Consider the following 21,614-nt stretch of genomic DNA (forward strand, 5'->3'; position numbering starts at 1 on the left):
CCGTGTGTGGCGCGGCCCGCACTATGCGGAAAACTGCAGTGAAATGTTCATGTTGCGCCAACGTCTTTTTCCCAATTTCCGACGGATTTTCGCCGGACTGTGTTTTTGGCTGCTGATCGCGGTCTTGCCTGCGCTCGCCTTCGCGAATGTGCCAATCACCCCGGTGCCTGTCCAGCTCACTGTGGCTGACGGCCTGCCTTCCAATACGATCAATGATTTTGCTGAAGACAAATACGGTTACCTGTGGCTGGCAAGTGCCGATGGTCTGGCCAGATTCGATGGGCGTACTTACCGCATCTGGCGAATGGAGGAAGGGCTTACTGATAACTTTGTCTGGGCTGTCAGCGTAGATTCAAACGACGGGGTATGGGTTGGTTTTGAAAATGGTGGCGCAGGGTTACTAGACGCCAAGAAGCGGGCATTCAAGCGTTTGGCAGATCCGCGCTTTCCTGAGTTTTCACGCAGCTCCGTATGGGCGATTGCGCAGACGCCTGAACACGATATTTGGTTTGGTACATCCAGGGATGGACTTTATCGATTGCGGGCAGATGGCAGTATGCAGCGCTTTACTTTTGCGGAGGATGATGTTCATAGCCTGCCTGGCAATAGTATCAGTGCGTTGCGTGTTACTCCCGACGGCTCGTTGTGGGTTGGCGGCAGCTCAGGTATTGCACGTTGGGCAGGTAATAAATTTGAACGTGTGCTACTGCCGGGTGATACTCAGTCGTCAAACGGATTGAGGTTAGACTCTAGTGGAACTTTATGGGTAACTGACGGTAACTATAACCTCTATCGGCTCGACTCCAACGGGAAATTCATAGCGCAGCCTTGGCAGGAACGTGACGGAGATAAACGTGTTATAGGTATGCTTTTGCGCGATCGCGCGGGGCGTTATTGGCTGGATACGATGTCCGGTTTGGGTATCTCAAATGGAAATGAAGTTCGTAACGTGCCAGTTTACAGTCTATCCGTTCGCGGACTGGTTAAGCCAAACTGGGCCAGTGCATACGAAGATCGTGAGGGCGGCCTTTGGTTCGCAGGCCTTAATGGTGGCTTATGGCATTTGCGGCCTAATTGGGACACTTTCGCGGTTCTTTCGTATCAAATTGATGATCCGCAGTCGATGGCCAATCCTTCCTTAAAGGTTGCAGCAGCTTCATCATCCGGTGGATTTTGGATTGCAGGAACCCGTGGTGCACTGGAGCGTTTGGATCCCGCCAGCGGCAAGCTGGAACGTCATATGCGGACGATTTATGAATTGCGCTGGCCAACATCCTTGATCGAAAGCCAAAGTGGCTACGTTTGGATAGGTCTTCCTAAGTCGCTGGTCCGCTACGATCCTCGTACAGAACAAAGTAAACGCTGGCCTCTCTCTACCGGAGCCTCTCCTGACGGTTACGACACACCTGAGCGCATCGCTCTGGATACGCTGAATCAGTTGTGGATTTACATGACAAAAGCAGGTTTTCAGATTAGGGATGGCAATGGCCGGTTTATTCGGCAGATAGCACATGGCAGCCATGGCTTGGATACTTCAAACGTGTATGACCTGAGGCTGGGGCCGGATGGGCAGATGTGGCTCGCCAGCTCAACTGGTCTGAGACGCTGGGACGCGCGAATGGATAGTTTTGTGCCTATCCCAGGTGCACCGTCTTCAACCAATTATGTTTTTCGCTTTACCGACGCTGGTATCGTATGGATCGGGTTAATGGGTGAGCTAAGGCGTTATCTATGGGATGGTACGCAGCTAAAACATCTGGATACCATCGACGGTAAACAAGAGTTTCCGATGGTGGCTCCAAATGGACTTGTAGTAGATGCTGACGGGGTTGCTTGGGTTTCGAGTTCTCGTGGTTTAATTAGAGTGGATCCAGCCAGCAGGATGGTGCGGGTTTATGGAATGCATGATGGGCTTCCCAATCAGCAATTTCAGGACAATACGCTCGTACAGTCCATAGGAGGCCAGATCCTAGGCGGAACGCCGGACGGTGCTTTGCTGTTTGATCCATCCACAATGCGTCCAAACACGCGCCGGCCGCCACTGCTGATTGAGCGCGTGGGGCTGCGTCGTGGCGAGCGCGGGCTGGATGTCACTGGCATGGAGCCATTGCAGATGCAGGACGACGATCGTGATCTGCACATCGTTGCACGCCTGCTCAGCCTTTCCGACTCCGACTCCAACAGCTACCGCTTTCGTTTGAGCGGCTACGACCCGGACTGGATCGATGTCGGGCCAAGCGGGGAGCGGCTGTTTTCGCGGTTGCCGGCCGGAAAGTACACCCTGGAGGTACAGGGGCGCACCGGAGATGGAATCTGGTCCCAGAGTCAATCCCTACGCTTTCAGGTGCTACCGCCATGGTGGTTGGCGCCATGGGGACTGGTCTTTTTGGGTCTGCTCACACTATGCGTCATCGCCGCGGCGGTGCTGTTGTATCGCCGTCGCCTGCGTCGTTTGAATGCCTGGCAATTGGCGGTGCACAAGCAGGAACTGGCCGAGCAGGCGTCACTTGCGAAGACCCGTTTTCTGGCCACGCTCGGCCACGAAGTGCGCACGCCGATGACTGGTGTGCTGGGCATGAGCGAGTTATTGCTCAAGACCTCGTTGGACAACAAGCAGCGCAGCTACACCGAATCGATCCGGCGTGCCGGTGCGCATCTGTTGCGGCTGGTCAACGATGCGCTGGACTTGGCGCGGATCGAGTCGGGGCGTCTTGAGCTGGATCTGCAGCCGTTCTCGGTACGCCAACTCGTGGCCGAAGTGGAAGGCCTGATGGCGCCACTGGCGCAGGAGCGTGGTCTGCGTTTCAGTCTGGAAGTGGGCTTGCTCGGTGATATCACTGCCAGCGGCGATGTCACCCGTATCCGCCAGATTCTGCTCAATCTGCTCAGCAACGCGATCAAGTTCACCGAGCGCGGCGTGGTCGGGCTCAAGCTGACCACGCTGGGCTCGTATCAAGGCCTGCGCTTTGAGGTGGCCGATACCGGGCCGGGCATCAATGCCGAGCAAAAAGCACGTCTGTTCCAGCGTTTCGAACAAGGCGACGGTGCCAGGACCACCTCGCGCTATGGCGGCAGTGGCCTGGGCCTGGCGATCTGCCAGGAGCTGGCGCTGGCGATGGGGGGGGCATGTCGAAGTGATCAGTCGCCTCGGCGCCGGCACGCGCTTCGTGGTCGATCTGCCGCTGCGCTGGGTCGCCTCCAATGCCACGCTCGACAGTGAGGTGGAGCGCGTTAGCGCTGCAATCGATCCGCTGCGCATCCTGCTGGTGGAAGACGACCCGACCATCGCCGAGGTCATCGTTGGCCTGCTGCGTTCGCAAGGCCACTCGGTAGTACATGCGCCGCACGGGCTGGCCGCGTTGACCGAAGCGGCCGACAACACCTTCGACCTGGCGTTGCTCGATCTGGATCTGCCTGGCCTCGATGGCTTCGCGCTGGCGCGTCAGCTGCGCGTGTTCGGCTACGACATGCCTCTGGTTGCAGTGACCGCGCGCGCCGACGAAGCGGCCGAACCGACCGCCGAGCAAGCGGGATTCGACAGTTTCCTGCGCAAGCCACTCACCGGCGACATGCTGGCTAATACCATTGCCGATGCGTTGCGACGCAAGCTTCCGCGCGAGGACGGATAGAGCGGGTGCCCAGTCAGCGCAGACAAGCGGGATTCGGGCGTCGTGCAGCGCCTTCGTCGGTTGAACAGCGATGCGTAATGCCGGCGATCTTGCGGGGCATCCGGATCCTTTCGGCTGGACGCAGTCCTGTGCGCTGTGTTCGTGACCACTGCGGCAGACAGCGGATTGGTCTGTGACGCTGCCCTACGCGTCGTAGGCATGGGAAAGATGAGCGGCAGTAGCGGTACGAGCGGGCTCGGGCTTGCCCGCACCGCGCGCGGCCCGCACTATGCGCCGACTTGTCGTGAAGCTGATCCAGTGCGCTTTCTATCTCGCTTCGCCCATTGGCCGCTTGTTGCTCTCTGGGTGTGCCTCTGTCTGGTAGTGCTTCCTGTGCGGGCGCGTACGCCAGTGACACCGGTGCCCATCCAGCTGACGATTGCCGACGGACTTCCGTCCGACACGATCAATGAATTGGCCGAGGACAAGCAGGGCTATCTGTGGCTTGCCAGCGATGACGGATTGGCCAGATTCGATGGACGCAACTACCGCATCTGGCGAATGGAAGATGGCCTGACCAGCAACGTGGTCTGGACCATCTGTGTCGATGCCAACGATCGGGTGTGGATGGGTTTCGAGGATGGCGGCGTTGGCTATCTGGAAGCCAACACGCGCACATTCAAGCGGCTGGAAGATCCGCACTTTCCGGAACTGCGCGACGCCACGTTGTGGGCGTTGGCACAGACGCCCGACGGCGATGTCTGGATCGGGACCGCGAAGCAGGGTGTGTATCGGTATCGTCTCGACGGGAGCATGCAGCACTTCTCTGCCACGGCCGCTGATCCCGCTAGTTTGCCGTCCGACAACATCGTCGGTTTCGAAGTTGCGCCTGACGGCCCCTTGTGGATCGGCACCTGGGGCGGACTTGTGCACTGGGATGGCCGACGCCTGGAGCGGGTGCCGCTCCCGGGTCCGTCACAAGCAGTCAACAGGCTGTATATGGAACCGGACGGCAAGGTGCTATGGGTTGCCGATATCGAGGGCAATACGTTCCAGTTCAGTGCTGTTGGGCGGTCCGTGCCTCGCCCCTGGCAAAGCGTCACGGCCACGCCGCAGGTCAAAGGTGTGCTGCTGCGCGATCGACTCGGGCGCTACTGGCTGGATACCGATGTCGGCCTTGGCATGAGCGCCGGCGGCGCGCCCATCAAACGCGTGCCGATCTACAGTTTTTCAGCGCACGGCCTGGTCAACCGGAACTGGATCACCTCCTACCAGGACCGCGAAGGAGGGCTGTGGTTTGCCAGCCTGGAGGGCGGGTTGTGGCATCTGCCCCCGCGTTGGGACACCTTCGCGCTGTTCTCGCGCCGCGCAGATGATACGCATTCCCTCGCCAACCCATCGGTCGTTGCGACAGCGCCTTCGATCTCGGGCGGGATCTGGCTGGTCGGTACACGAAGTGCGCTTGAGTATTTCGATCCAGTCACCGGCCGAGTGAAGCAACATCTGGCGCCGGTCGATCCAGAGCGCATTCCCGAGACCATGATCGAAAGCAGACAGGGAATTGTCTGGATCGGCGTACAGGAAACGCTGGTGCGATACGACCCGCGGACGCGGGAAGTCAGGCGTTGGCCGCTGCTCCAGCACAGGGATCCGGCAGCCGATCCGGAAAATGTGGGCAGACCCGGCAGGATGGCCGAGGATGCGCAGGGACGCATCTGGGTCGCGTTGCTGACGCATGGGGTGCAGTTCTGGAGCAGCGAAGGGCAGCTGCTCAGGACGATCGACTATGGAAGCCATGGGCTGAAGGCGCTGACCGTCCTGGACATGCGGATCGGGCCAGATGGACAGATCTGGCTGAGCAACAATGCCGGACTATGGCGATGGGACCAGGCTGCCGACCGCTTCATTCCGGTACCCGGCGCGCCGTCCCTGCCAACCTACGTGTTTCGACTGGGAGAGGGCGGCATTGTCTGGGTTGGATTGGCAGGAGAGTTGCGGCGGTATCTTTGGAACGGTACGCAGCTCACGCATCTGGATACGGTGGGGAAGGATCAGGAGTTTCCGAGGGTGTCGCCGACCGGCCTGGTGGTCGATGCCGCCGGCGTGGCCTGGGTCTCCAGTCATCGTGGGCTGATTCGAGTCGACCCCGGCAGCAAGCTGGTGCGTGTGTACGACGTGCATGACGGGCTTCCCAGCTCGCCCATGCAGGTGGCCACGCTGGTGCAGGCAAGCACGGGACAGATCCTGGGTGGTACATCCGACGGAATCGTGGTGTTCGATCCGGCCATGATGCGTCCGAATTTACGCCGGCCTCAGCTGTTGATCGAGCGTGTCAGTGTGCGACGCGGTGAGCGTGAACTGGATGTCACCGGCAGAGCACCGCTACAGATGCAGGACGGCGATCGTGACCTGCATATCGTCGCGCGGATGCCCACTTTCACCAGTCCCGAGTCCACCAGTTACCGCTTCCGTCTCAGTGACTACGACCCGGACTGGATCGATGTGGGCGCCACGGGCGAGCGCTTGTTTTCGCGCCTGCCACCGGGTCATTACACGCTGGAAGTGCAGGGGCGCACTGCAGACGGCATCTGGTCGGCGAGCCAGACCCTGCGCTTTCAGGTATTGCCGCCGTGGTGGCTGTCCCCGTGGGGTCTAGTGGCGCTTGGTCTGCTGGCAGTGTGTCTGTTTGCCGCAGCGGTCTTGCTTTATCGCCGTCGCCTGCGCCGCTTGAACGCATTGCAATTGGCGGTGCACAAGCAGGAAATTGCCGAGCAGGCCTCGCTCGCCAAGACACGTTTCCTGGCCACGCTCGGCCACGAAGTACGCACGCCGATGACCGGTGTGCTGGGCATGAGCGAGTTATTGCTCAAGACCTCGTTGGACAACAAACAGCGCAGCTACACCGAATCGATCCGGCGTGCCGGCGCGCATCTGCTGCGGTTGGTCAACGATGCGCTGGACCTGGCGCGGATCGAATCCGGGCGCCTGGAACTGGATCTGCAGCCCTTTTCGGTGCGCCAACTGGTGGCCGAAGTGGAAGGCCTGATGGCGCCACTGGCGCAGGAGCGCGGCCTGCGTTTCAGCCTGGAAGTGGGCCTGCTCGGCGACATCACCGCCAGCGGCGATGTCACCCGTATCCGCCAGATTCTGCTCAATCTGCTCAGCAACGCGATCAAGTTCACCGAGCGCGGCGTTGTCGGCCTCAAGCTGACCACGCTTGGCTCGTATCAAGGTCTGCGTTTCGAGGTGGCCGATACCGGGCCGGGCATCAATGCCGAGCAAAAAGCGCGTCTGTTCCAGCGTTTCGAACAAGGCGACGGTGCCAGGACCACCTCGCGCTACGGTGGCAGCGGCCTGGGTCTGGCGATCTGCCAGGAACTGGCAATGGCGATGGGGGGGCATATCGAAGTGATCAGTCGCCTCGGCGCCGGCACGCGCTTTGTCGTCGATCTGCCGCTGCGTTGGGTCGCCTCCAACGCCACGCTCGGCGGCGAGGTGGCGCGTGCCGGTGGAGCGGTCGCACCGCAACGCATCCTGCTGGTGGAAGACGACCCGACCATCGCCGAGGTCATCGTTGGCCTGCTGCGTTCGCAAGGCCACTCGGTGGTGCACGCACCGCACGGGCTGGCCGCGCTGACCGAAGCGGCCGACAACACCTTCGACCTGGCGTTGCTCGATCTGGATCTGCCGGGCCTGGATGGCTTTGCGCTGGCGCGGCAGCTGCGCGTGTTCGGCTACGACATGCCGCTGATTGCAGTAACCGCGCGTTCTGATGAAGCAGCCGAGCCTACTGCGGAGCAAGCCGGATTCGACAGCTTCCTGCGCAAGCCACTCACCGGCGACATGCTCGCCGACACCATCGCCGAGGCGTTGCGAAGCAAGCGCCCGCGCGAGGAGATTTAAGAACTATTGCCGCGCTTGAACTCCCGAGTGGTGATTCGCTCACGCATTGCGCCAGTTGCTGCCGCACACGCATGGCTACTCGGCAACTTCTTCCACATGTTTGGGGTGCGGCCGCGTCTCGGCCAGCTGCCAGAAGATCAATGTCGACGACAAGGTGATGCCGCCGACGCACAGGAAGGTGGCGTGCAGCGCCGCGGTGGCGCCGTGGCTGTCGCCCAGATGCGTGTTGAAGGCGGCCAGCAGGCTGCCCGCTGCTGCCGCGCCGAAGCCGGTGGCCAACATCATCACCATCGACAGCAGGCTATTGCCGGGGCTGGCCTGGTCGCGGTCCAGATCACGCAGGGTGACGGTATTCATGACGGTAAATTGCAGCGAGTTCACCGCGCCAAAGCACGCCAGCTGCAGCAAGCGCAGCCAGAGCGGTTGACCGACATCGATCAAGGCGAAGCTGGCCATCGCCAGTCCCACCAATACGGTGTTGAGCATCAGGATGCGGCGGTAACCGAAGCGGCCGACCAACTTGACTGCGGCGCGTTTGGCGGCCATGCCGGCCAGCGCCACCGGCACCATCATCAGCCCCGCATGCATCGGGCTCATGCCCAGGCCCACCTGCAATAACAGCGGGATCAAAAACGGCATCGAGCCACTGCCCACGCGCGCAAACAGGTTGCCCAAAATACCGATGCGAAAGCTGGCCACCTTGAACAAGGCCAGCGGAAACAACGCCGCCGGCGCGCTGGCCGCATGCAACCAGTAACCGGCCAACGCCGCCAGCCCGCCGATCGCCAGCAGCATCACGAAGGCGTGGCGCAGGCCGAGTTCGGAGATGCCGTCCAAGGCCAACGACAGCGCCACCATGCCGAATGCCAGCATCAGATAGCCGATCAGATCGAAGCGTTTGCGCGCATCGCCATAGTGATCCGGCATGATCTTGAGTGCAGCGATAAACCCGATCACACCGATCGGCAGATTGATCAAGAACACCCAATGCCAGGAGGCGACTTCAACCAGATATCCGCCCAAGGTGGGGCCGATCAGCGGACCAATCAGTGCCGGAATCGCGATGAAACTCATCGCACGCAGGAAGTCGGCGCGCGCCACCGTCTTGAGCACCGCCAGGCGGCCCACTGGCAGCAACATCGCGCCACCGATGCCTTGCACCACGCGTGCGGCCACCAGCTGCGGCAACTGCTGCGCGGCCGCGCACAACAACGAGCCCAGCGTGAACACGATGATCGCGGCCAAGAAGATGCGCCGCGTGCCGAAGCGATCCGCAATCCAGCCCGATGCGGGGATGAACATCGCCACCGCCAGCGCATAGCTGAAAACCACCGACTGCATCTGCAGCGGGCTTTCCTGCAGGCTCGCTGCCATCGACGGCAACGCGGTGTTGACGATGGTCGCATCCAGCATCTGCATGAAGATTGCCAGCGACACCAGCCACAGCAACGGCTTGATGCTGTCGTAGTCACGTAAGACGGGAACGGGCTGAGACATGGTGATCGCTGTCGAAGGGACAACGCATTATCACCGCGCTGATGTGCACGAACTCAGAAAAACGTACGCGGTTGATTGGCCACTGAGGGTGCTTGCACGCGTGCCAGGTTTTACTTTGGAATCCGCAAGCGTGACGCCGGTTGAATGCATCGCTTTTCGAGCAGCGGCCGCGAATATTGAAGGCGCGGTGCCGTATCCGGGGGCGGGACCATGTGGCGGCATGGATGCCGCCACCGAGCCTTATCTGTTCGGATTCTGCCAGTCTGGGTGTCGAGAGCCGACGTGGGCCACCGTGAGAGCCTAGATCATTGCCGATCATCGTGGAGACAGGTGCCCACGTCGGTTTCTTCCCCGTATCGCCCGAACAGTTGCCAGTGTTGCCACGCGTAGACGTAAGGCTGGGCAGGCGGGGGAGCTCTCGACCCTTTAGCCTAACGGAGTTCACCCATGAACGGCATCGGGATTGATGTGTGCAAGGCCATGTTGGATGTGGCCGTCCATCGCGGCCCTTTCGAGCGGTTTCACAACACACCCGCGGGCCATCGCAAGCTGCTGTCCTGGCTGGCGACGCAGCAGGCTGGCCAGGTTGTCCTGGAGGCCTCTGGCGGTTACGAACAGCAGATACTGGATGCCCTGTTCGACGCCGGTCACCAAGTCGTGCGGGCCGATGCGCGCCGCTGCCAGGCCTTCGCTGCTGCCACCGGTTTGCCGGCAAAAACAGATCGCCTGGATGCGACCAATCTGGCCTGCATGGCGGCCACCCTTGAGCTGCGTGCCTATCAGCCGATGGAGCCTTGGCGGCGAAAGCTGCGCGAGTTCGTGCGTGCGCGACAGCAGCTTGTGGAGCTGGCAACAAGCGCGCAAAACCAGTTGGAACAGGGGACGGACACCAGCTTACGCCGCCTGCTGCAGGCCAATATCACGCAGATGAAAAAGCACTGCGTGCGACTGGAAAAACACATCGCCGAACAGGTCCGCCAGCAACCGCAGTTGGAAGCGATGCGTTCGTTTAAAGGCGTCGGAGCGATCCTGCAAGCGGTGATCGCCAGTTATCTGCCGGAGCTGGGCACCCTTGATGGCAAGGCCATTGCCAAGCTGGTCGGCGTCGCTCCCATCGCCCACGATAGCGGCACCACGCGCGGCATCCGCAGGATCGGCGGCGGGCGGATCGAGGTGCGCAACGTGCTGTACATGGCCTGCCTGTCGGCCATCCAGCACGAGCCCCGGATCCGGGAGTTTTATCGGTCGCTGCGGGCACGCGGAAAGCCCGGCAAGGTCGCCGTCGTGGCGGCGATGCGCAAGATGCTGGTCATCCTCAACGCCCGCGCCAGAGATGCGCTAGCCGGACAGGCCCAAGCCGGAGAGGCCCAAGCCATCCCGACCTGAGTGTCAATGCGCTCGATGGGGCCATGGCTGCCGACAGGCGGCCAGCACCACCGTGCCCGGCTTGCGGAGCGGCAGAGCCACTCCAACAACACAGTTGCTCCACGGACGGATTTACGGCGTGTCCCGCGAGCGGTGAGGGCACCGCGCACTCGACCAACTAGGCTGTTGGCCCAAGCATTCGACTGCATTTAAACGCCGCGACGACTTGAAATCTCGGCGGCCAACACGTTGCCGCCATCGATACAGCCTTCAAGAGGTTTTGTCAGCCGCTCTCGATTGCGGATTTTTTGCAGCTGTATGGTGCGATCAGCTGCCGTCGTGCAGCAGTTGCGCATCCAGTTCCGCCAACCGCTGCGGTGTGCCCACATCGGTCCAGCGCCCCGGATGGTGGATGCCGTCGATCAAGCCTGCCGCCATCTGCGCGCGCAGGATCGGTGCCAGCGCAAACCGCGGTGCTGTGCCGGTCTGCTCTGGCAGCTGACCGATGACCGATTGCCAATCGCGTAGCAGTGCAGGCCGATAGACACCGATGCCGGCGTAAGTGTGGGTTGCAGGCAGATCGGCGCTGACCTTGCCATCAGCCTGCAACGCGAAATCCGCTCGCGCCGCATACGCAGGTCGATCGACCAGCACCAGTTGCGCCAGTCCTGCCGGCGCGCTCGACAGCCGCGCGAAATCGAAGTCGGTCCAGATATCGCCATTGACCAATAGAAACGGGGCATCGCCCAGCAGCGGCAACGCATGCAGCATGCCGCCGCCGGTCTCCAGCGGTGTGGCGCCCTCGTAGGAATAGGTCAGGCGCAGCCCGAACGCACTGCCGTCGCCCAGCACTTGCGGAAATTGCTCGGCCAACCACGAGGTATTGATCACTACCTCGTCTACGCCCAGTGCGGCCAGCTTGTGCAGATGCCAGACGATCAGCGGCGTGCCGCCGACCTTCAACAACGGCTTGGGCGTGCGTTCGGTGAGCGGACGCATGCGCTCGCCAAATCCGGCCGCGAAGATCAGGGCCTTCATGCGCCGGCCTGCGTGGAGCGTGCCGCCAAGGCAGGCTTGACCAGGTCTTCCAGTAGCCCGATCAGCGGCGCCAGTTCGCCGTACCGCGGCAGCACGTCGTCCAGATAGGCGATGAAGCGCGGCACGTTATCCAGATACCAATGCTTGCCGTCGCGATGGCTCAGGCGCGAAAAGATGCCCAGATTCTTCAGGTGCCGCTGCACGCCCATCCAGTCCGCGTCGCGCAGGAATTGCGCCAGCGGCGGCACCGGTAATCCGGCCGCTAGGGCACGTGCGTGATAGCGCTGCAGCCAACCATCCACGCGTGCGATCGGCCAACTCACCGAGGTGTCCTTGAACAGACTGATCGGGTCGTAGGCGATCGGGCCGATCACGCAGTCCTGAAAATCCAGCACCGCCGGTCCATTGCTGACCGGCATCAGATTGCGCGGCATGAAATCGCGATGGGTGAACACGCGCGGCTGCGCCAGTGCGTTGTCCATCAAACGGCGCTGCACCAGTTGCAGTTGCTCGGCGTGCTCGCAGCCCAGCTGCAGCCCCAGATGGCGACCGAGAAACCATTCTTTAAACAGGCCGGCATCGCGTTGCAGCAGCGCCTCGCCGAATACACCGCTGTCGGCGGGCGGTGGAATGCGTTGCAGCAGCAACAACTGATCGATCGCGTCATCCAGCAACGCGTCGGCATTGGCGTCGGTGAGTACCTGCGCCAGCGTCGGTACGCCCAGGTCTTCCAGCAGCAAGAATCCGGTTTCAAGGTCTTGCGCAAGCACTAGCGGCACGCGCACGCCGTGCTCGCCGAGCAGTGCATGCATGCGCAACCACGGCGCTACATTTTCCAGCTCGGGTGGCGCATCCATCAGGATGCGATCCATGCCGCTGCCTTGGGTGCGCCAATAACTGCGAAATCCCGCATCGACCGACGCGCGTTGCAGTGTGACCTTCGGATCGTTCAACGCGTGCCGCGCCCACTGCAGACGGAGCGCATCGCGCGCGGTATCGGGAAGCAACGACGTCATGAGTAAATGCTGTGCCGTGAAGTGAGGCGCCGCCACGTCAGAGTGGCGGCGGGGCGATCAACGCTTGCTGCCGCTGAACAGGCGCAGCAGTGCCAGGATCGCGATCGCACCCAGCAATGCACCGAGAAAGCCGGCCGGTTCGCCGGCGTGGTACCACCCCATGTAGCGCCCAAACCAGCTGGCGACCACCGCACCGGCAATACCCAGCACGATGGTCAGCAGGCAACCCAGGCGCTGCGTGCCCGGTGTAATGAAACGGGCCAGCAGCCCGACCACGAAACCGACCAGAATGATGTAAAGCCAGCTGTCGCTACCGAAGAGATTGTTCATTGCAGGCACTGAGGTAAGTGGGATCGGCAGACTAGCACTTCACTAAGCGCAAGCTCCAAGCCCCTCTCCAATGGGGAGAGGGGTTGGGGTGAGGGTACACAGCAAGGCGATGCGTAAAAACCACAGAGCCAAACCACCTACGCACCTGCTCGCGAACCCTCACTCAGTGCGATCTAGCACTTCCATTAGCCAATGCACGCGAATGGCATGTATCGGTTAAACCGCCAACTCAGCAGCAGCCATGCCCGCCGTGACGGGTGCCGCTGTCGGCCGCCACCGGTGAGCCGCTGGCCTCGCCACGCAGGCAGGCGGCGTGATGCTCGGCAATCACCTTGGCCACGCAGGCGGTCACGCGCTTGACCATCGGAATGTGCAGGAACTCATTCGGGCCATGTGCGTTGGAATGCGGGCCGAGCACGCCGGTGATCATGAACTGCGCGCCGGGGAACTTCTCGCCCAGCATGCCCATGAACGGGATCGAGCCGCCTTCGCCCATGTACATCGCCGGCTTGTCGAAGAACGCCAGGCTGGCGTCGTCGATGGCTTTTTCCAGCCACGGCGCCATCTCGGGCGCATTCCAGCCGGACGATGCTTTTTCCAGTTCCAGGGTCACCTGCGCGCCGTTGGGCGGGTCGCGCAGCAGCGCTTCCTTGAGCAGTTCGCCACAGGTTTTGCCGTCGGCAGTCGGCGGCAGACGCAGCGACAGCTTCACTGCGGTTTGTGGGCGCAACACATTGCCAGCCGAAGCCAGCGGCGGCATGCCATCCACACCGGTGATCGACAGCGCAGGGCGCCAGGTGCGATTCAACACCAGCTCGGTGAGGTCGTCATGCATCGGCACCAGGCCCTCGACCATCGGGAATTTGTCGAAGATGGCGGTATCCAGTGTCGCCGCCGCGGCCTTGGCCTGGGTCAGTCGCTCTGCCGGCACCTCCACATGCAGGCCTTCCAGCAGGATGCGGCCGCTGGCTTCGTCCTCGATGCGCGAGAGCAACTGGCGCAGCAAGCGGAAGCTGGACGGCACCACGCCGGAGGCATCGCCCGAGTGCACGCCTTCCTCCAGTACTTTCACGCTCAGGTTGCCGCCGGTCAGCCCGCGCAGCGAGGTGGTGCACCACAGCTGCTCATAGTTGCCGCAGCCCGAATCCAGGCACACCACCAGTGACGGCTTGCCGATGCGCTCGGCAAGGTGGTCCACGAAGGCCGGCAGATCGTAGCTGCCGGATTCCTCGCAGGCTTCGATCAGCACCACGCAGCGCGCATGCGGCAGGCCCTGAGTGCGCAGCGCCAGCACCGCCGCCAGCGAACCGAAGATCGCGTAGCCATCATCGGCGCCACCGCGCCCGTACAGCTTGTCGTCGCGCAGCACCGGCTTCCACGGGCCGAGGTCGGCGTCCCAGCCGGTCATTTCTGGCTGCTTGTCCAGGTGGCCGTACAGCAGCACGGTGTCGTCGCCGGATTCGGCGCCGGTGGCCGGAATTTCGATGAAGATCAACGGCGTGCGGCCTTCCAGGCGCACCACCTCGACCTGCATGCCTTCGATCGCCTGCGCCCGCGCCCAGGTTTCCATCAAGGTGACCGCCTGCTCCATGTAACCGTGCGCGACCCAATCGGAGTCGAACATCGGCGACTTGTTGGGAATGCGGATGTAATCGACCAATTGCGGGACGATTTCGCGATCCCACGTGTCGCTGATGAATTGGTCGATCTTGGCGCTGTCCATGAAGGCTCCGAATGCGTGAAGTAACGGCACATTCTACGCCGGGGCCTGCTGGCCGCCTTTGCGAGGGGAGGGGGTAGGTATTTCCCTACAAGGCGGCGCGCAGTTCACCTGCTGTGTGAAAAGTTCGTTGGCGATAGGATTGCTGCATGTGGCGCGGGACACTGGCTCCGCCGGCAGGAATGCTGGCTAGGACCATCACCCAAGCCACAAGGAGCGTTGCAATGAAGTCATTTACCGTAGTCCTGAAGTCCCTGCTACTGGCGTTGCTGTTGTCCTCGAATGCGTATGCACTCGACAAGGTCGATATCAACACCGCGTCTGCTGAGGAATTGGACAAGGTGCTGACGAATGTCGGGCGATCAAAAGCCGAGGCAATCGTCGAGCACCGTCAGGCAAACGGTCCCTTCAAAAGTGCCGAGGAACTGGCACTGGTCAAGGGCATCGGACTCAAGACGGTCGAACGGAATCGAGACCTGATCGAAGTAGGAGCCACGATGGCTCCCGCCAAGAAGGCTGCCAAGGGGGCGGCGGTGAAACCGGTGGGACGGCGTTAAGGGGAAGGGATCCGAGATACGGTTCGACGCGAGGATGCGTGGCCGCAACCTAACTGGACAGGATGTCTGGGGGATGGCTGGAAGCCGACAAGGACGTGGAATCGCCCGGTGTTGCACTTGGATGTGCAGCCGGGCGTTTTTCGTTTTGGGGTCGCATGAGTTGCGAGCGTACACATGCGTAGATGGCTGCAGGGAAGTGGCGGTTGCAGCATGCGGCGCCAGTCAGGGCATGAAGCGTAAGTCACAGCATCTAGCGTGAGGTATAGGTCGCTGTGCGGGTACCGCTCATGCGCATACCGCAGCGGCACGTTGGTCACACATGACGGCCTCAGCGCAACGCTTGGGGCACAATGCGCCAATGCAGCTGACAGACCTGAGCAGCCGGGTGATTCCGGCCACCGACTACCGGCGCGAGCGATGGCGCAATCAATTGGGCTGGACGCGCGAGATCCTGCGCCTTGGCGATGCCGATGCGTGGTCGCTGCGCTTGTCGATCGCCGAGATCGAGCAGGATGCGGCGTTTTCTGCTTTCCCAGGCATCGATCGCGAACTGGTGTTGTTGCATGGCAATGGCATGCGGCTACGGTTTGGCGATGGTGCGAGTGTCACCTGCACTGGCAGTAGCAACAGTAGTAGTGGCAGTGGCAATGAAAGCGATGGCGGCAGTAGCAACGACGGCAGCGGCGCGGCCCGCGGCGGCCATGATGTAGGCGCCGACGGCGGCACCGATGCTCCCGGCAGCAGTGATCGCAGCTGCGACTTGCTGCCGCCTTACCAACGCGTCCGATTCGCTGGCGAAGAAGCGGTCAGCGCAACGCTGCTCGACGGGCCGACCCAGGATTTCAACCTGATGTGGCGGCGCGATGTGCTGAAGGCTGAGCTGCTGCATCGTCCGCTGGTCGGCACCATGCTGTTCTTTGCAGATCCGGGCAGTGCCTGGGCGCTGCATTTGCTCGCCGGTCAGGCCAGTTTTGGGCGCGATAGCGGCTTGCCACCTTTGGTGGCCGGAGACACTGCTTGGCTCAGTGCCTCCTCGCGCACCCGCTATGTGCTCGATGGCGGTGGTGAGTTGCTGGCGATCCGGGTGAGTCCGGTTTAGTTGTCGGTCGTGCGTGCGATCACGCAGTGTCCGTGTATTGGTCGAGTTCTGGTTTGAGAGCGGCTGACAAAACTACTTCAGGCCGGTCTATTGCAGAGCCGCTGATTTGCCGCTTAGCTGAAGGGCCCTTGCCGGCCCACCCTCGCGGGACACGCCGCAAGTACGTCCGTGTAGGCGCTTACGCGGCATCCATGCCGCGTAAGGTCCCGCGACGGTGGGCGGGCAAGGACCAGTCGAGTTGATCGGTGTGCATAGCTTTCAATAAAACAGTCAGCAGACTTTCTGGTGCGGTGTCCTCGCCGATTGCGGGACCGTGTGGCGGCATGGATGCCGCCACCGAGCCCCCAGGGACGGGTTCACGGCGTGTCCCGCGAGCGGTGAGGGCACCGCGCCCTCGACCGACCAGACTTTGACGTTTTGGTAGCCGCTTTAGAGTCAACCAACGCTACCCGCGGTTCCGGGCAGCATTCATTCTGGACATCTAGGACATCGACGGATACTCCGTTGGTGGCCGTTCGTCAGGTCGCGTTAGCCACCTTCAATACACGTCGCGGCGATAGCGCCCTTTGCGCAGCAGGTCTTGTCTGACATCGGTGCCGAGGATTGACTCAAGCGTCTGATCGACTTCGGGTGCCATGCCGCGCAGGCTGCCGCAGACGTAGATGCAGGCGCCTTGATCGACCCACAGACGTAGGTGGTCGGCGGAAGCGGCCAGTGCGTGTTGTACGTAGCGCACTGACTGTTGTTGATCGCGCGAGTACGCCAGATCCAGACGTTCGAGCCAGCCATCGCGTTGCCACTGCTGCAGCTCGTCGGCATAGAGCGCGTCGTGGGCGGCATTGCGTTCGCCGAACAGCAGCCAGTTGCGACGCGCGCCGGCTGCGATACGGGCACGTAGATGCGCGCGCAGTCCGGCGATGCCGGTGCCGTTGCCGATCAGCAGCATTGGTTGCTCGGGTGCAGGTGGGTGGAAGCCGGAGTTGCTGCGCAGGCGCAGCGCGATGGGCGCGCCGATCGGTGCATGGATGCAGAGCCAACCACTACCCAGACCCAGGCTGCCGTCGGCGTGCCGGTGCTCACGCACCAGCAGTTCGACGTGGCCTTCTTCGGGAATGGATGCGAGCGAATAGTCGCGATGGGGCAGGGCGGCAAGGCGGCGCACCAATGCATCTGCGTGTAGCAATGAAGTTGTGCCTGTAGCTGTACCTGTATCAGTGGCTGTGTCTGTGTCAGTACCTGGGCCGATTTTGACTTTGGCATCGGCATTGGTGCCAGCACCAGCACCAGCACTTGGGCCGGGGCCGGCAATGGCACCCACATCGACATCGACATCGACATCGACGGGAAGTTGCGCGCCGCTTAGCCATTCGCGCAGCGTGCGTCCGTCGATGCGCTGGGCGCCATCGCGCTGGTTGCGTTGCAGCCAGGACTCCACCGCATTCGGTGCGTTGTGCGGAACGATCTCCGCAATATCGCCTGCGCTCCATTTCGGTAACGGTCCATCGCTGGGCGTCAAACGCAGTCGGTAAATCGGTGCGCCCGCACTGCCTGGATTGACGTGGACACGCTCGCGTAGCTGCCAGGCGGTGTAGGCCGGCCGGCTCCAGTCGGGTTGTGTCACAAGTGCTGGCGTCAGCTCTGCCAGACGCCGTTGCCATTGCTGCATGGCGCGCGGGTCGGCGTTGTCGACCTCGATGCGTTCGAACAAACGGGTGGCGCCGCGTGCCTGCAGGCGATCGTCGATGCGTCGGCCAAATGCGCAGAATTGGGCGTAGCCACGGTCGCCCAACGCCAGCACGGCGTACTGCACGGCCGTCAGATCCTGCGCATCACCGGCCAGCCAATCGCGCTCGGCTGCTTGCGCATGATCGGGTGCATCGCCTTCGCCGGTGGTGCTGACGATGCACAGCAGCCGCGGCACACGTGTGAGTTGATCGACATCGACGGCGTCCAGTGGCAGTGCGTACGCACCCACGCCTGCCGACTGCAGCGCGGCGACGCTGCGTTCGGCCAGTTCACGCGCAAATCCGGTCTGGCTTGCCCAGACGATCAGCACGCCGCTGGCGTCTGCGCGCTGTGCGCCCACGCGCCGGCGTGCACGCAACAGCACGACCGTGCACATGCCCAGGTAGAGCGTCAGCCCAAGACCTGCCAACTGCCAGCGATGCGGTGTTGGTGCGCTCCACCATGCACCAGCATGCAAGCAGCCCAGCCAGCCGACGATGGCTGCAAGGGCAAGCAGAACCAGCCCGTTGCCAAGCCATACGCGGAGGTTGGTGGCGGTCATGACGCAGCCAACTGTTGCTCGAAGGCCGGACTCATGGATTCGAGCAATACGCCGTCCTTGCGCGTCAAAAACCTTACTGCCAGCGCTGCAGTGCGCGCGTAGGCAAGACCGGCATCGGCGCCAAGCACGGTCATCGCAGTGGCCCAGGCATCGGCCTGCATCGCATTGCGTGCCAGCACGGTCACTGCTGCGGGCGCATGCGGAACGGGCGCACCAGTGCACGGGTCGAAGGTATGCGCATAGCGCGTGCCATCGGCATCGAAGCGGTGCCAACGATCGCCGGACGTTGCGACCGCCAACCCGTCCAGTGCCAGCACGCGCGCTGGCAATGCAGCACCGGCGTCTTCGTCGGGTGCGGATTCGACCAGCACGCGCCACGCACTGCCATCGGGCTTGCGTCCATAGCCGAACAGTTCGCCGCCCACTTCGATCAATGCACTGTCGATGTCGGCCCGCAGCAATGCGCGATGCACGCAGTCCACACCGAATCCCTTTGCAATGCCGGATAGATCCAGCGCCAGTGCGCCGGGCTGCCGCACACGCATGCCATCCAGTTGCACACGTTGCCAGCCGCAGCGTGCGCTGGCCAAGGCGATCTGATCGGCTGCAGGCACCTGCCGTCGCCCACCCGAGGCACCGAAGCCCCACAGCTCGACCATCGGGCCGACCGTGGGGTCGAAGGCACCATCGCTGGCTTGTGCGATCTGCAGTGCTGCGCTCAGCACTGCATGAAATTCATCAGGTAGGGTCTGCCACTGACCAGCGGCCGCGCGGTTGTAGCGGCTGATATCCGAATCCGCTTCCCAGGTGCTCATCTGCGCGACCACCCGATCGAGCGCGGCCTGGATGCAGGCATGCAACGGGTGCAGGTCGCGCCCGCGCGGCGCGATTAGCTTCACGCTCCAGGTGGTGCCCATACTGCGGCCGCCGAGAGTGGCGATGGCGTGGTCGGCGGAAGACGATGCAGGCATGGAGAAATCTTATGAAGGCAGTGCGGCAGGATGCACGCTGCGTGCAATCCTGCCGCGTGCGTGCGGATTACTGCGGCAGCACTTCCAGTGTGGCGACGTAACCCAGACGACGCTGCTTGGCTTGCGGGAGCGAGGTTTTCTTGTCTTCGGTGGTGGTTTCCAGCCAGTACATACCGGCTTCCGGCCAGGTCACGCTGAAGCCGCCCTTGGCATCGGTCTTCAGCTTGATCTCGTTCTGCGCATCGCGATAGCGGGTGCCGCCGCGCACGATTTCGATCTCCAGCCCGGCTGCCGGCTTGCCATCCAGTTGCAGCGTGAACTGCGCCGCCTCGCCGACGACCAGATCGTTGGGATGGGTCACCGGGATCAACTCGATGCCCTTGCCGCTGGGCTTGAAGACCGTGGTGGTGGGCGCACCGCGGGTGACGAAGGTTTCCACGCGATTGAAGGACTGCGAGACCTGCAAATCCTGCGCATTCTTCGGCACCTCGGTGGCGAAGCGGGCTTCGCCGCCGCGCCAGCGCTTGGGCTTGCCGTCTTCCTTCCAGTTGGCGAACAGGCCAGCGTTGACGATGCTGAGCTTGTAGGTGCCGGGCTGGGTGAGTTGCAGGTCGAACACGCTGCGGTACTTGCCGGTGGCCGGATTTTCCGGCTTGAGCGCGCTGCCATCCGGCGCGGTGATGCTCAAGTTATCCAGGCGCAGCGGCACGTGATTGAAGTAGAACAGGTCGTTGGAGACCGCTGCATCCACCGTGATCCACGGCGCTTCACCGGCGATGACGGTCTGCGACGGCAGCAACCAGGCCTTGTGGGCGAGTGCACTGACCGGCAGTGCGGCGAGCATGGCGATCAGGACGAGAGAACGTTTCATGACAACTCCTTGAAGGACGATGAGGACGGTGAATCACGTGTCTGATCAGCGCGAGGGTGTGGCGCTGCGTGGATGCGTGGGAAGCGTTATGTCTTTGCCAAAGCGATTAGTGCGCGCGTGCGCCGTTACTTGCAGCGCACGCTCCGTGCGGCTGCCAACAACAGCGCAACGCTCAAGGCTTTGCGACCAGGCTGACGGCACCGAGCTCGCTGCTGCCGCTGGCCTTTGCGGTTTGCGACGACGTCGCCGGCCAGGTAAACGGCACCTTGACCAACTCACGGCCGCCGACTTCGCGCGCGGCTTCCACCACCAGCGTGTACTGGCCGGCCGGCAGCGACTTCAGCGCACCTTTGGTATCGGTGAACGACAACGCATGCGCGCCGGCAGGCCGGGTGGGTCCGGTCACGCCATCGACCGGCACGTCCAGCGTGCGGCCGCTCTTGCGCCACCACTGGCGCAGATCCGGCAGCCACTTGGTGCCGTGGCCTTCGGCGGTGTCCTTGGATTGATACCAGACCGCCAGATTGGCAGCGACTTTCTGGTCTGCACCTTCCAGCCAGATCGCCACGTACGGGCGGTGATATTCGGCGACGTTGAGCTTGGGGATTTCGACATTGATGTCGAGCGTGGCCGCATACGCCGGCATGGCGAGCAGGCCGCTCAGGGCGATGGTCAGGGTGGCGCGCATGATCGTCTCCGGTAGAAAAAGTCAGTGGATCAACAGCAGGGCGAGCAGCAGCGGAATCAGCAGGCCCAGGCCGACCAGCGGCCAGGTCATGCGGCGCTGGCGCGCATGCAGGTGCAGCAGGAACAGCCCGGTGATGCAGAACACCAGGCAGGCGATGGCGAATACATCGATGAACCAGCCCCAGGCTGGCCCGGCATTGCGTCCCTTGTGCAGATCGTTGAGATAGGCGATGGCGCCTCGACCGGTACGCTCGTATTCGATCGCGCCGGTGCTGCGGTCCAGGCTTAACCAGGCATCGCCGCCAGGCCGCGGCAACGCGAGATACACCTCGTCGGCCGACCATTCGCCGCTGCGTGTGCCGACGCTGATATCCAGTTCGCGCCCCAGCCATTGCGCCACCCGCGGCGGCAGCGCTGCATTGCCGTCCTGCCGGTTGCCCAAAGTCTTGAGCAAGGCAGGCGGCAGCGTGAGCGTGCGCTGTTCGGTCGAAGGGCTGGCTTCGATGCGCGCGGCATGGTTCAAGGTCAGCCCGGTGATGGTAAACAGCAGCATGCCGATCAGGCACAGCGCCGAACTGATCCAGTGCCATTGATGCAGCATGCGCAGCCAGAAACCGCGACGTTGCTGGGTGGCGGCCATGGTGTCGTTGGAGGTCGACATGCTG

General features: G+C 62.5%; 14 protein-coding genes and 1 pseudogene. 5 read left to right on the forward strand and 10 right to left on the reverse strand.

All coding sequences use genetic code 11. From position 1 onward, the window contains the following. The first annotated feature begins 49 nt into the window (after positions 1-49). Positions 50-3,629, forward strand: a pseudogene (locus XcyCFBP4188_RS01925) (hybrid sensor histidine kinase/response regulator). A 399-nt stretch (positions 3,630-4,028) separates the two neighbouring features. Next, positions 4,029-7,511, forward strand: coding sequence for a hybrid sensor histidine kinase/response regulator (locus XcyCFBP4188_RS01930; RefSeq protein ID WP_233397306.1), 3,483 nt, complete (start codon positions 4,029-4,031; stop codon positions 7,509-7,511). 75 nt (positions 7,512-7,586) lie between these two features. Here XcyCFBP4188_RS01930 and mdtD read toward each other — a convergent pair whose 3' ends face one another. Continuing rightward, on the reverse strand, positions 7,587-9,008 hold the full coding sequence (gene mdtD / locus XcyCFBP4188_RS01935; protein ID WP_006449483.1) for a multidrug transporter subunit MdtD: 1,422 nt from the start codon (positions 9,006-9,008) through the stop codon (positions 7,587-7,589). A gap of 447 nt (positions 9,009-9,455) precedes the next feature. Between mdtD and XcyCFBP4188_RS01940 the strand changes: the two genes are divergently transcribed. Beyond that, positions 9,456-10,394 carry an IS110 family RNA-guided transposase gene (locus XcyCFBP4188_RS01940; protein ID WP_104591544.1) on the forward strand — a complete coding sequence of 313 codons (939 nt, stop codon included), beginning with the start codon at positions 9,456-9,458 and terminating at the stop codon, positions 10,392-10,394. 306 nt (positions 10,395-10,700) lie between these two features. On the opposite strand, the gene murU is transcribed toward XcyCFBP4188_RS01940, so the two are convergent. The 4 genes from murU to XcyCFBP4188_RS01960 all read right to left on the reverse strand — a co-directional run bounded on the left by murU (position 10,701) and on the right by XcyCFBP4188_RS01960 (position 14,480). After that, positions 10,701-11,411, reverse strand: a complete 711-nt coding sequence (murU, locus tag XcyCFBP4188_RS01945) for an N-acetylmuramate alpha-1-phosphate uridylyltransferase MurU (protein WP_104591545.1) — start codon at positions 11,409-11,411, stop codon at positions 10,701-10,703. Beyond that, a complete protein-coding gene (locus XcyCFBP4188_RS01950) occupies positions 11,408-12,427 on the reverse strand; it encodes an aminoglycoside phosphotransferase family protein (protein ID WP_104591546.1) in 1,020 nt (339 codons plus the stop codon). Before XcyCFBP4188_RS01950 ends, murU begins: the two co-directional genes overlap by 4 nt. 57 nt (positions 12,428-12,484) lie before the next feature. Then, positions 12,485-12,757, reverse strand: a complete 273-nt coding sequence (locus tag XcyCFBP4188_RS01955; RefSeq protein ID WP_006452367.1) for a GlsB/YeaQ/YmgE family stress response membrane protein — start codon at positions 12,755-12,757, stop codon at positions 12,485-12,487. A 229-nt stretch (positions 12,758-12,986) separates the two neighbouring features. Continuing rightward, positions 12,987-14,480 (reverse strand): M20 family metallopeptidase, encoded by a 1,494-nt coding sequence (locus XcyCFBP4188_RS01960; RefSeq protein ID WP_104591547.1) that lies wholly within the window; start codon positions 14,478-14,480, stop codon positions 12,987-12,989. A gap of 179 nt (positions 14,481-14,659) precedes the next feature. Here XcyCFBP4188_RS01960 and XcyCFBP4188_RS01965 point away from each other — a divergent pair, with 179 nt between their 5' ends. Together XcyCFBP4188_RS01965 and XcyCFBP4188_RS01970 are read left to right on the forward strand one after the other, a co-directional pair. Beyond that, the gene (locus XcyCFBP4188_RS01965) at positions 14,660-15,034 is read left to right on the forward strand and encodes a ComEA family DNA-binding protein (protein WP_006452365.1); all 375 of its coding nucleotides are present in this window, start codon (positions 14,660-14,662) and stop codon (positions 15,032-15,034) included. 358 nt (positions 15,035-15,392) lie between these two features. Continuing rightward, on the forward strand, positions 15,393-16,133 hold the full coding sequence (locus XcyCFBP4188_RS01970; RefSeq protein ID WP_006453225.1) for a HutD/Ves family protein: 741 nt from the start codon (positions 15,393-15,395) through the stop codon (positions 16,131-16,133). A 538-nt stretch (positions 16,134-16,671) separates the two neighbouring features. On the opposite strand, the gene XcyCFBP4188_RS01980 is transcribed toward XcyCFBP4188_RS01970, so the two are convergent. From XcyCFBP4188_RS01980 to XcyCFBP4188_RS02000, 5 genes are all read right to left on the reverse strand, one after another. Beyond that, positions 16,672-18,420: a flavodoxin domain-containing protein gene (locus XcyCFBP4188_RS01980; protein WP_104591548.1), complete on the reverse strand. Its 1,749-nt coding sequence runs from the start codon at positions 18,418-18,420 to the stop codon at positions 16,672-16,674. Next, the gene (locus tag XcyCFBP4188_RS01985) at positions 18,417-19,391 is read right to left on the reverse strand and encodes an FAD:protein FMN transferase (RefSeq protein ID WP_006450670.1); all 975 of its coding nucleotides are present in this window, start codon (positions 19,389-19,391) and stop codon (positions 18,417-18,419) included. Before XcyCFBP4188_RS01985 ends, XcyCFBP4188_RS01980 begins: the two co-directional genes overlap by 4 nt. A 67-nt stretch (positions 19,392-19,458) precedes the next feature. Further along, entirely contained in the window at positions 19,459-20,262 is an 804-nt protein-coding gene (locus XcyCFBP4188_RS01990; protein ID WP_006450671.1) for a DUF4198 domain-containing protein, read from the reverse strand. 172 nt (positions 20,263-20,434) lie between these two features. After that, positions 20,435-20,950 carry a DUF2271 domain-containing protein gene (locus XcyCFBP4188_RS01995; protein ID WP_006450672.1) on the reverse strand — a complete coding sequence of 172 codons (516 nt, stop codon included), beginning with the start codon at positions 20,948-20,950 and terminating at the stop codon, positions 20,435-20,437. A gap of 21 nt (positions 20,951-20,971) precedes the next feature. Then, entirely contained in the window at positions 20,972-21,610 is a 639-nt protein-coding gene (locus XcyCFBP4188_RS02000; protein WP_104591575.1) for a PepSY-associated TM helix domain-containing protein, read from the reverse strand. Positions 21,611-21,614: the final 4 nt, after the last annotated feature.

The organism is Xanthomonas hortorum pv. cynarae (assembly GCF_002939985.1).
In the GTDB taxonomy this organism is placed as follows: domain Bacteria; phylum Pseudomonadota; class Gammaproteobacteria; order Xanthomonadales; family Xanthomonadaceae; genus Xanthomonas; species Xanthomonas hortorum_D.